The sequence below is a fragment of the Halopiger djelfimassiliensis genome (genome assembly GCF_000455365.1).
In the GTDB taxonomy this organism is placed as follows: Archaea; Halobacteriota; Halobacteria; order Halobacteriales; family Natrialbaceae; genus Halopiger_B; species Halopiger_B djelfimassiliensis.
On the sequence record NZ_HG315686.1, the window covers coordinates 374786 to 384814 of the forward strand.

The 10029-nt window shown below is 64.8% G+C and carries 8 protein-coding genes; 5 read left to right on the forward strand and 3 right to left on the reverse strand.

Annotation, left to right across the window (positions count from 1 at the left end; all coding sequences use genetic code 11):
- Together TX80_RS12915 and TX80_RS12920 are read right to left on the reverse strand one after the other, a co-directional pair.
- Nucleotides 1-221: hypothetical protein (locus TX80_RS12915; RefSeq protein ID WP_049924080.1), on the reverse strand; the 221-nt coding region annotated here is incomplete at its 3' end.
- Nucleotides 222-391: 170 nt separating this feature from the next.
- The gene (locus tag TX80_RS12920; protein ID WP_049923537.1) at nt 392-1423 is read right to left on the reverse strand and encodes a PGF-CTERM sorting domain-containing protein; all 1032 of its coding nucleotides are present in this window, start codon (nt 1421-1423) and stop codon (nt 392-394) included.
- 356 nt (nt 1424-1779) lie between these two features.
- Between TX80_RS12920 and TX80_RS12925 the strand changes: the two genes are divergently transcribed.
- The 5 genes from TX80_RS12925 to TX80_RS12945 all read left to right on the forward strand — a co-directional run bounded on the left by TX80_RS12925 (nt 1780) and on the right by TX80_RS12945 (nt 8592).
- Nucleotides 1780-2274, forward strand: coding sequence for a hypothetical protein (locus TX80_RS12925; protein ID WP_049923538.1), 495 nt, complete (start codon nt 1780-1782; stop codon nt 2272-2274).
- Nucleotides 2275-2323: 49 nt separating this feature from the next.
- Nucleotides 2324-5161, forward strand: a complete 2838-nt coding sequence (locus TX80_RS12930) for a DEAD/DEAH box helicase (protein ID WP_049923539.1) — start codon at nt 2324-2326, stop codon at nt 5159-5161.
- 76 nt (nt 5162-5237) lie between these two features.
- Nucleotides 5238-7313, forward strand: a complete 2076-nt coding sequence (locus TX80_RS12935; RefSeq protein ID WP_049923540.1) for a PAS domain-containing sensor histidine kinase — start codon at nt 5238-5240, stop codon at nt 7311-7313.
- 58 nt (nt 7314-7371) lie between these two features.
- Complete coding sequence (locus tag TX80_RS12940; RefSeq protein ID WP_049923541.1) at nt 7372-7755, forward strand: response regulator; 384 nt, start codon at nt 7372-7374, stop codon at nt 7753-7755.
- Between the two features lie 75 nt (nt 7756-7830).
- Nucleotides 7831-8592, forward strand: a complete 762-nt coding sequence (locus TX80_RS12945; protein ID WP_049923542.1) for a protein sorting system archaetidylserine decarboxylase — start codon at nt 7831-7833, stop codon at nt 8590-8592.
- Nucleotides 8593-8719: 127 nt separating this feature from the next.
- On the opposite strand, the gene TX80_RS12950 is transcribed toward TX80_RS12945, so the two are convergent.
- Entirely contained in the window at nt 8720-9640 is a 921-nt protein-coding gene (locus TX80_RS12950) for a transcription initiation factor IIB (RefSeq protein WP_049923543.1), read from the reverse strand.
- Nucleotides 9641-10029 lie beyond the last annotated feature (389 nt).

Consider the following 10029-nt stretch of genomic DNA (forward strand, 5'->3'; position numbering starts at 1 on the left):
TCCGACTCCTCGAGCAGTCCGAGTTCCGAGGCGACCAGATCGGCGATGCGATCCGCGACGTCGGGATCGACTTCGGCGACGTCGTTCCCGTCGTGGAGTTGGTCGTTGTGGCGCTCGATGGCATCAGCTACGTCCGCGAGGGGGACGCGCGAGGTCGTCTCGCAGTCGGAACAGACGATCGGCACTTTCGGCGTGTCGTCGTCCGAATCGGACGTCGTCATTTCCCGAGTATCTCGGGGCAACCGTCAAAACCTAATTGGTTCATCATTCGACTCGTTCGACCCGACCGGCGAGTGCTTCTCGACGCGTTCCAGCGCACTCGAGGCGTCCGGCCACGGCTGCGTTGCTCGATCGGGTCGACGAACGCCGCGAATTCGGCCACCGGCCGATTTCACCCCCGGCGTCGGATACCCGCGAGGGAAAGCAGGGCAACGACTGCGACGAGAACGCCGAACCCGGGCATACTGTCCCCGTCCTCGGCTGCGCCGCCGCGCTCGTCGTCGGTTCCCCCGTTGGATTGCGGGTCGGTCCCGCCCTCGGCGTTCGGATCGGTCCCGTCGTCGAGACTGCCGACGCTCTCGGCGTCGACCTCGAGTACGGCGACGACCTGACCGTGTGTCCCGTCGGGTTCGTACGTCCAGCTTCCACCCGTTTCCTCGTAGGATTCGGCGTCTTCGATCGGATCGACACTTGCGTCCCAGGCGTCGTTTGCTTGCTGGACGTAGCCGACGAGATCGATCTGATCGGCGTGCTCGCCTTCGATCCGGACTTCGCCGTACTCGACGGTCTCGTCTTCGGGGAGCCCGTGCCACTCGACGCAGTGGGAATCGAGGTAGCCGTCGCCCTGTGAGATGTCGGGTGCGGTCCCGAACTGATCGGCATCGAGCGGGCGCTCGTAGTTTTCGGTCACGGGGTACTCGACGGACACTGGATCGGTCTCGTCGTGCCAGTCGAGGTTGTCGTCGGTCGGAACTGACACCGTCGTGTTCGGCACCGTCTCGCCGGGGACGGGGTTGCCGTCTTCGTCGACCAGCGTGATACAGACCTTGCCGGACCCTTCGCCGAGGTACGGCGTTCGGTACTGGTCGCGCGGGTTGACGTAGCTGATCCAGCTTCCGTCGTCCGCGGCCGCTTCGTAGTACGGATCGCCCTCTTCTGGCACTCGTTCGACGTACACTTCTTCCGTTTCCGGCTGGAGCGCCGTCGTGGACGCCGTCGCCGTCGGCTGGGGGGCGGTAACAGCTCCGAACGCGTTCACACCCGACTCCGAACTGGCCGTCGACACCGGGTCGGCAGGCTCCGTTCGGTCGACCATGGCCGGTCCCACGAGACCGCTGACTGCGACGATCCCTGCGAGGGCGACCGCGAGAACGGCCGCAGACAGGAGCCGTGTCCGCGTTTTGGGGCGTCGAGAACCGGACATGACTACACCCTCCGTGATCGCCGTCGATCGAGCCAACGGGGGGCTCTTCGTTCGGTGGGGACGAATCGATCGCCGCGTCGGTGCGCGACCGGTCGCGCTCGAGCGCCGGCAGCGACAGCGACGTCACCGCTCTCGCGACGATCGATCGGAACTCGTGACTGTCGTGAATCTGGAGCTGTCATTCAGTCGAACGCTCCCGGGGGGCAACCCTATATATGAGCTCCATACCGGGACGTATGGACCGCGTACGCTCGTCGTAGGGGACGTCAAACGTCCGTCCGATGGTCGTCGGTCGCGCGGTAGCGCTTGCCTGGTCACGCCGAACCGACTTGGCGCTCGCGGCGGTACCTCGTCCGATGCGCTTTCGCACACCGGCCCGCGAGACGGCCCCGTCGAACGAGCGCCCGGCGACGACGGAACCGGAACGCTTCCGCTGGCGACCCGGCCTCGGCCGAACGCTGGTGTTCCTCTCGCTCGGTCTCGTCGGTGCCTACGCGGTGATCCGATTCCTGAATCGGTCGCTCTCGGACGTCGCCCCCGTCTCTCCTTCCGAGGTCCGCGAGCGAACGACGGCGGCCGTCCCCGACGAGTTCCAGTCGATTCCGATCCGGGAACGGGACGTCCAACACTCGAGCGAGACGGGGGTAGACGACGCACTCGATGCGGAGACGAACGTCGATCTGGCCGACGAACGCACCGGAACCGAGATCGCCGAACGGGCGGACGAAACGATCCCCGAACCCGGAGAGATGGCCGTCGACGATGACATCGCGGACGAACTCGTCGATAAGACCGAGGATATCCTCGACGGCGAAGACGACGACGATACGAGCGACTCAGACGGCGACTAGCAAGCAGGGAGCGTGGCGCTTATCCGCCGTTCGCCCCTATCGGGGAGCGATGACTGACGGGGACGTCGCGGCGTTTACGCACCTCGGACCGACGGTTCGCGGGGCGCTTTCCGAGCGCGGGTTTTCGACGCCGACGGCACCACAGCGGCTCGCGATTCCGCCGCTTGCCGCCGGCGAGAACACACTCGTGATCGCGCCCACCGGGAGCGGCAAGACCGAGACGGCGATGCTGCCCGTCTTCGATCACCTGATCGCCGACGACGGTCCGCCAACGGGGTTCGGCGCGCTCTATATCACTCCGCTGCGGGCGCTCAACCGCGACATGCGCGAGCGCCTCGAGTGGTGGGGCGAGTACCTGGATCTCGAGGTCGACGTCCGCCACGGGGATACCACCCAGTACCGGCGCGGAAAGCAAGCCGAGAATCCGCCGGACGTACTGATCACGACGCCCGAAACGGTGCAGGCGATGCTCACCGGCGAGCGCCTTCGGGACGCGTTACAGGACGTCTCCCACATCGTGATCGACGAGGTGCACGAACTCGCCGCTTCCAAACGCGGCGCACAGCTTTCGATCGGTCTCGAGCGCCTGCACGACCTCGCGGGCGATATCCAGCGCGTCGGCCTCTCGGCGACGGTCGGCGACCCCGAGGAGGTCGGCCAGTTCCTCACCGGCGGCCGTCCCTGCCGGATCCGCGAGATCGACGTCGGGAGCAACGTCGACGTGACCGTCAGGGAACCGGCGGTCACCGACGAGGACGAGGACCTCGCGGGTCAGTTGATGACCGAACCGGACACGGCCAGCCACGTCCGGCTGATCCGCGATATCGTGGCCGAACACGAGTCGACGCTGATCTTCGTCAACACCAGACAAACCGCCGAGGCACTCGGCTCGCGGTTCAAGGAACTCGACCTGCCGATCGGCGTCCACCACGGGTCGCTCTCGAAGGAGGCACGGATCGAGGTCGAGGACCGCTTTAAGACCGGCGAGCTGGACGGGTTGCTCTGTACGTCCTCGATGGAGCTGGGTATCGACGTCGGCCGCGTCGATCACGTGATCCAGTACAAGAGTCCGCGACAGGTCACCCGGTTGCTCCAGCGGATCGGCCGCGCCGGCCACCGCCAAAACGAGGTCTCGAGCGGCACTATCGTCACGACCCGGCCCGACGACACGTTCGAAGCGCTCGCGATCGCTCGCCGCGCCCGCGACGGGGAGGTCGAGCCCGCGGCGATCCACGAGGGCAGCCTCGACGTGGTCGCCAACCAGATTCCGGGGATCGTACAGAGCCGCGGCGACACGTCCCTCCGCGAGATCTACGAGACCGTCTCGCGGGCCTATCCCTTCCGCGATCTCACCGCGGAGACGGTCCGCGAGATCTGCGGCGAGCTCCATCGCAACCGGATCGTCTGGTTCGACGAGGGCGAGGACCGCATCGAGACGACCGGCGGGACGTGGCAGTACGTCTACTCGAACCTCTCGATGATTCCCGACGAGGAGACCTACGAAGTCTACGACATCGCCGCCGGGACCCAGATCGGCACCCTCGACGAACGGTTCGTGGTCAACTTCGCCCAGCCGGGCGAGGTGTTCGTCCAGCGCGGCGAGATGTGGCGCATCGCCGAGATCGACGACGACGAGGGCCGGGTCAAGGTCAGCCCGATCGAAGATCCCGCCGGCGAGGTTCCGTCCTGGATCGGCCAGGAGATTCCGGTCCCCGCCGCGGTCGCACAGGAAGTCGGCGAAATTCGCGGCGTGGCACAGCCACAACTCGAGACCGGGGCTGACGCGGCCGCCGTCGGCCGCGAACTCGCCGGCCGGTATCCGGCCGACGAGTACACGCTCACCGAGGCCTGCGAGCAACTCGAGCGCCAACTCGAGGCCGAGACGCCGATGCCGACGGCCGACCGGATCGTCCTCGAGCGCCAGGGTCGAACGATCGTCCTCAACGCCTGTTACGGCCACACGGCAAACGAGACGCTCGGACGGGTTCTCTCGGCGTTGCTCGGCCAGCGGGCCGGCTCTTCCGTCGGGCTGGAGACGGACCCTTACCGGATCGAACTCGAGGTCCCGAGTTCGATCGCGACCAGCGACGTGCTCGAAGTCCTCGAGGAGACCGACCCGGCCCACGTCGAGACGATCGTCGAACTCGGGCTGAAAAACGCCGACGCGCTTGCCTTTCGGCTCGCACAGGTGTCGGCGAAGTTCGGCGCGCTCAAACGCTGGCAGGGACAGGGATCGGGACGGCTCTCGAACGACCGGCTGCTGTCGGCGCTCGAGGAGACGCCGATGTACGACGAGGCGATCCGGGAAGTGTTCCACGAGGATCTGGCCGTCGATCGCGCGAGCGCGATCCTCGAGGGGATTCAAACGGACGCGATCGAACTGGTTACCCATCGGGGGCGAACGCCGATCGGGCAGGGCGGCCGGTCCTCCGGGAAGGAGTTGCTCGCGCCCGAAAACGCGGACGCAAGCGTCATCGAGACGGTCAAAGAGCGACTCCGAAACGATCGGGTTATCCTGCTGTGTACCCACTGCAAGGACTGGAAGGTCGAGACGAAGGTCAAACGCGTTCGCGACCAGCCCGAGTGCCCCGAGTGTGGCTCGACGCGGATCGCGTCGCTGAACCCGTGGGCCGACGAGGTCGTCCAGGCGGTTCGCGCCGCGGAGAAAGACGCGGAACAGGAATCGATGACCGAACGCGCCTACCGCGCTGCGAGTCTGGTTCAGAGCCACGGCAAACAGGCCGTGATCGCGATGGCCGCCCGCGGTGTCGGGCCGCACAACGCCGCGCGGATCATCAACAAGCTTCGGGAGGACGAAGACGAGTTCTACCGGGACATCCTGTCGAAGGAACGCGAGTACGCACGGACCCAGTCGTTCTGGGACTGACAGTGGCGAGCGACGTTTGGATGGGCTGGAATAGCCACCACAGCCCTTATCTTGACTACTCGCCAAGTCTCCTCGAATGGATCCCCCGTCCTCGTCCCCGTCATCCGGCGATTCCGGCGGTCGTGCGCCGTCGAACGTTCGACGGATGGGGACACTGCTGGCCGCCGCGGATATCGCTGGCTTCCGGGTGACACCCGACGGAACGCTCGTCGGGATCAACGACGCGTTCGCGTCGTTGACCGGCTACGAGCGAACGGAGCTCCTCGAGACCCCGTTTACGGCGATCGTGGCCGACGACGGACACTCCTTTGACTTCGAGGCGATCGCGTCGGCACACGAGGCCGACTCGCGCCCGGTGTCGACGACCACGACGATCCGAACCAAGGCGGGCACCGCCGTCTCCTGTGACGTCCATCTCGAGCGGTTCGGGCCCGACGACGACCCCGATATCGGCGGGATCATCGATCGGCGTCCGAACGCGGCGGCGACCGTCGCCGAACCCGACCTCACCTACGGGAAAACCTTCCAGGCGCTGGCCGACGCGCTCCCGGACGGGATCATCGTTCTGGATACGGACAGCGACATCCAGTACGCCAATCCCGCCGTCGAACGGATCCTCGGCTACACGCCGGACGAACTGGTCGGCTCGAGCAAAGTCACGATCATCCCGCCCCGACTTCGACAGACACACCTCGACGCCCTCAAGCGGTATCTCGAGACCGGCGAGCGAAACCTGAACTGGACGTACGTCGAACTCCCCGGCCAACACAAGGCGGGCCACGAGATCCCGCTTGGCGTCTCGATCAACGATTTCACCTACAACGGGGATCGCTATTTCGTCGGCCTGTTTCGGGACATCTCACCACGAAAGGAGGCCGAGCGGACGCTGACTGCGAAGGTCACGCAACTCGAGTCCGTCGCGTACCTCGGCCGCCACGCGCTCGAGAACGCGGATACCGCCGACCTGATCGAGAAATCGACGGAACTGGTCGCTGCGGCGCTCGATACCGAGTACTGCACGGTGCTGGAACACGGGGGTGACGGTCACGACGATCCCGAATTTCTCCTCCGTGACTCCGTCGGTCCCGACGGGCGTTCAGCGGGGGACGACGCCGTCTCCCCCGCAGGGTCCGGCTCGCTTGCCGCGGCGACGCTCGAGGCCGCGGGGCCGGTCGTCGTCGAGGATCTCGACGCCGACGGTCGGTTCAGCGAAGCGGTGAGAACCGGCTCCGACGTTCGAAGCGGGATCACCGTGACAGTCGGCCCCGCCAGCGATCCGTGGGGTGTCCTCGGTGTCTACGATACGACGCCGCGGACGTTCGCCGATCACGACGTCGATTTCCTCGAGAGCGTCGCCACGATCCTCTCGACGGCTATCGAGCGACAGACCTACGAACGTCGTCTCAACGAGACGGTCGCGGAACTCGAGGCGTCGAACGAACGGCTCGAACAGTTCGCGTACGCGGCCTCCCACGACCTGCAGGAGCCCTTGCGGATGGTATCGAGTTATCTCCGGCTCATCGAGCGCCGCTACGGCGACGAACTCGACGCTGACGGCCGCGAGTTCATCGAGTTTGCCGTCGACGGAGCCGAACGGATGCGTGACATGATCAACGGGCTACTCGAATACTCCCGTATCGATTCGCAGGGGGATCCGTTCGAACCCGTCGACCTGAACGCGATCCTCGCCGACGTCCTGACCGACCTGCAGGTGATGATCGACGGAACCGACGCCGAGATCACGACGGAGTCGCTACCGACGGTCGAGGGAGACGCCAGCCAGCTTCGCCAACTCTTCCAGAACCTCGTGAGCAATGCGATCGAGTACTGCGGCGACGATCCGCCGCGAGTACACGTCAGTGCCGAGCGAGACGGGCAAACGTGGCGAATTGCGGTCCGCGATAACGGCATCGGGATCGATCCCGACGACGCGGAGCGCGTCTTCGAGGTCTTCCAGCGACTGCACAGCCGCGAGGAGTACGACGGAACCGGGATCGGACTCGCGCTCTGTCGCCGTATCGTCGAGCGCCACGGTGGCGAAATCGGGGTCGACTCCGAACCGGGGGGAGGATCGACGTTTACCGTTACGCTCCCGGTGTCTGGACCGTCCGGAGGCGGTACTCAGTCCTCGACTCCTCGAACACATCACTGATACTTACAATATCTGCAAGAAGAATTATTAGTCAAACCCGAGTCAGTTGTTCTCGGAGATGGGATCAGCCAGTATACTCCTCGTCGAAGACAGTGAGTTCATCACTCAACATGTCAAGAATACGTTATCGTCTGAACACGGGTTCGACGTCGAAACGGTTCCGACGGCGTCGGCGACCCGTTCGATCCTCGAGGAGGAGACGTTCGATTGCGTGGTCACCAGTTACGAACTGCCCGACGAAACCGGCATCGAACTCGCCGCGTCGGTTGCCGACGGCTCGAGGCCGCCGTTCGTCCTTCTCACCGGGAATCCCCTCGAACCGCTTGTCGAGGAGGCACTCGAGGCCGGCGTGTCCGCGTTCGTCAGCAAGAGCAACCACGCGACGGGGAGTATGGAGGTCTTCGCGAACCGCCTCAGGCTGGTCATCCGAGCGCACAGTTGACGGGGGACGGATCGTCACGCCCGGCCCGTTCGGGCATCCGTAACGGCCATACGATTCGGCGACGTCGATTCGAGTATGAACGTCGCCCCGGGAGGGTGGAAGTACGCAATCGTTCCCCTCGTTGCCGCGCCTTTCGCTCTCCTGTACAGCGCCGCGATGAGCGCTCTCGCGCTCGCGATCGGTCTCGGAACGCTCGCGTTCTTCCGGGACCCCGATCGGACACCGCCGCCGACCGGCGTCGTCTCCCCCGCCGACGGGACGGTGTCGGTCCTTCGCGAGGAAGGGGATCGCGTCCGGCTCGGTATCTTCATGAACGTCTGGCACGTCCACGTCGTCCGCGCACCAGTTGGGGGGCAGGTCACCGACGTCGAACACATCGCCGGCGCGAACCGTCCCGCCTTCTCCAAGGAATCCGACCGGAACGAGCGGGTACACGTCCGCCTCGAGACCGATTCTCCGCAGCTTCCGGCGGCAGACGGCGGGAACCCGAGCGCAGACGGCGACGCGGCTACGACGGGTCCTGACCACGACGACCGGGCTGTCGAACAGCCACACGACGCCGAAGTCACGCTTATCGCCGGTGCCTTCGCCCGCCGGATCTCCCCGTATATCGCTCCCGGTGACGACCTCGACCGTGGCCAGCGACTCGGCCACATCGCCTTCGGAAGTCGCGTTGACCTTCTGTTCCCACCGTCAGTCGACGTTGCCGACGTTGCCGTCGAACCCGGCGAGTCGATGACTGCCGGCGAGACGGTCGTCCTCGAAGCAGCGCCCGATGCCGGGATCGATTTCGGCCTCGACTCCGAATCGGACCGTTCGACTCGAGGGAATCGCTAAATCGACTCTGTCCGGACGGCAGTGTGTTTCGACCGTCCGATCGCAACCAGTATGCCTCGAGTACGACCCAGCCGACGCCGGACGATGCCCGTTCACTCGGCGATCGGACTGCGTCCGGATCAATCGGTCAATGCGCCGTTTCTGCCCGCCCCCGTTCGGAGCCGTCGTTTGAAAGCCGATGGTCTTTCAACTCGTTTACAGTCGATCGGATCGTCATCCGGGAGACGCTCGCGAGGTCGGCGGCCTCGGTCTGAGTCACGTCGACGCCGAAATCGTATGCTGCCCGATACAGGCACGCAGCGGCGACACCGCTGGGGTTCTTTCCGCCCAGACGACCGCTCTCGAGGAGCCACGTCGCGTACTCGCGTGCTCTGTTCTCAACGTCCGTCCCGAGGTCGAGTTCCGATGCATACCGGGGCAAGTACTCGACCGGCGAAATCGGCCCGACGGGAAGCCCCAGCTCCCGGTTCAGGGCATCGTAGGCCGTCTTAAGTTCGTTTTTGTCCGCACGCGCGTGTTCGACGATTTCGTCCATCGTCCGCGCGATCGATTGGACACGACAGGTCGCATAGATCGAGGCCGCAGAAAACCCCTCGAGCGAGCGGCCACAGAGGAGATCCTCCGACTGCGCGGACTCGAACAGCGAACACGCCTGCTCGCGGACGGCCATCGGCAACGACAACGCCGAGACGATCCGGCGGATCTCGGTGAATCCGTAGGCCTTGTTTCGGTCCGCCTTCGAGGAGAACCGCGCCCGATTGTGCTGGCGGCGCATGCGTACCAGTTGGCGCTGTTTCGAGCCGGTGACGTCCGATCCAGTACCGAACCCGATCTCCGTCGAGAGCCCCTTGTCGTGCCGTGACTGCTCGAGCGGGGCTCCGGTTCGACGACGATCCGTCTCCTCGTCGAGCGTCCGCCACTCGGGGCCGCGGTCGATGTTGTCCTCGTCGACGACCAACCCACAGTCCTCACAGAGGAGTTCGTTGTCGGTGACTCGAAGCTGTCCGTGACATTCAGGGCATCCCTGCTGCTGTGTTCCATGTCCCATTCGCAACTCCCAACCGTTACTGTTGTGATCTCAACTATACTACCTTAAAACTTCTCACTCCTAGATAAATATAATAGATAGTCACTTTCGGTCCAACAACGGCGGACTCGGAGAAAATTTTCCACACCAGTTTGCCGCGTAGAGATCTATTCTGGGGCGGTATTACGCTTCTCTCGAATTCTATATTTTATTTGCCGGTTTCGAGGGTGAGTACCGATTCGTCGACCGGTAGGTCAACGGCTCGATACGGCTAATGAAGTCGCCTTCATACTTATTTTTTCCCAATACGTCCCCACGATTAGCCCGCCCCAACCCATGGCTGTACCTCGGGGAGTCCGCGACCCGTCGTCGGTACCCGGACGCGACTGTCGCAACAGGTGTCGTATCGG

Bases quoted from the DNA above. Each gene is read 5' to 3' on its own strand.
- TX80_RS12940 (WP_049923541.1), top strand. From the start codon at position 7,372: ATGGGATCAGCCAGTATACTCCTCGTCGAAGACAGTGAGTTCATCACT.
- TX80_RS12925 (WP_049923538.1), top strand. From the start codon at position 1,780: ATGCGCTTTCGCACACCGGCCCGCGAGACGGCCCCGTCGAACGAGCGC.
- TX80_RS12950 (WP_049923543.1), bottom strand. From the start codon at position 9,640: ATGGGACATGGAACACAGCAGCAGGGATGCCCTGAATGTCACGGACAG.
- TX80_RS12930 (WP_049923539.1), top strand. From the start codon at position 2,324: ATGACTGACGGGGACGTCGCGGCGTTTACGCACCTCGGACCGACGGTT.
- TX80_RS12945 (WP_049923542.1), top strand. From the start codon at position 7,831: ATGAACGTCGCCCCGGGAGGGTGGAAGTACGCAATCGTTCCCCTCGTT.
- TX80_RS12920 (WP_049923537.1), bottom strand. From the start codon at position 1,423: ATGTCCGGTTCTCGACGCCCCAAAACGCGGACACGGCTCCTGTCTGCG.
- TX80_RS12935 (WP_049923540.1), top strand. From the start codon at position 5,238: ATGGATCCCCCGTCCTCGTCCCCGTCATCCGGCGATTCCGGCGGTCGT.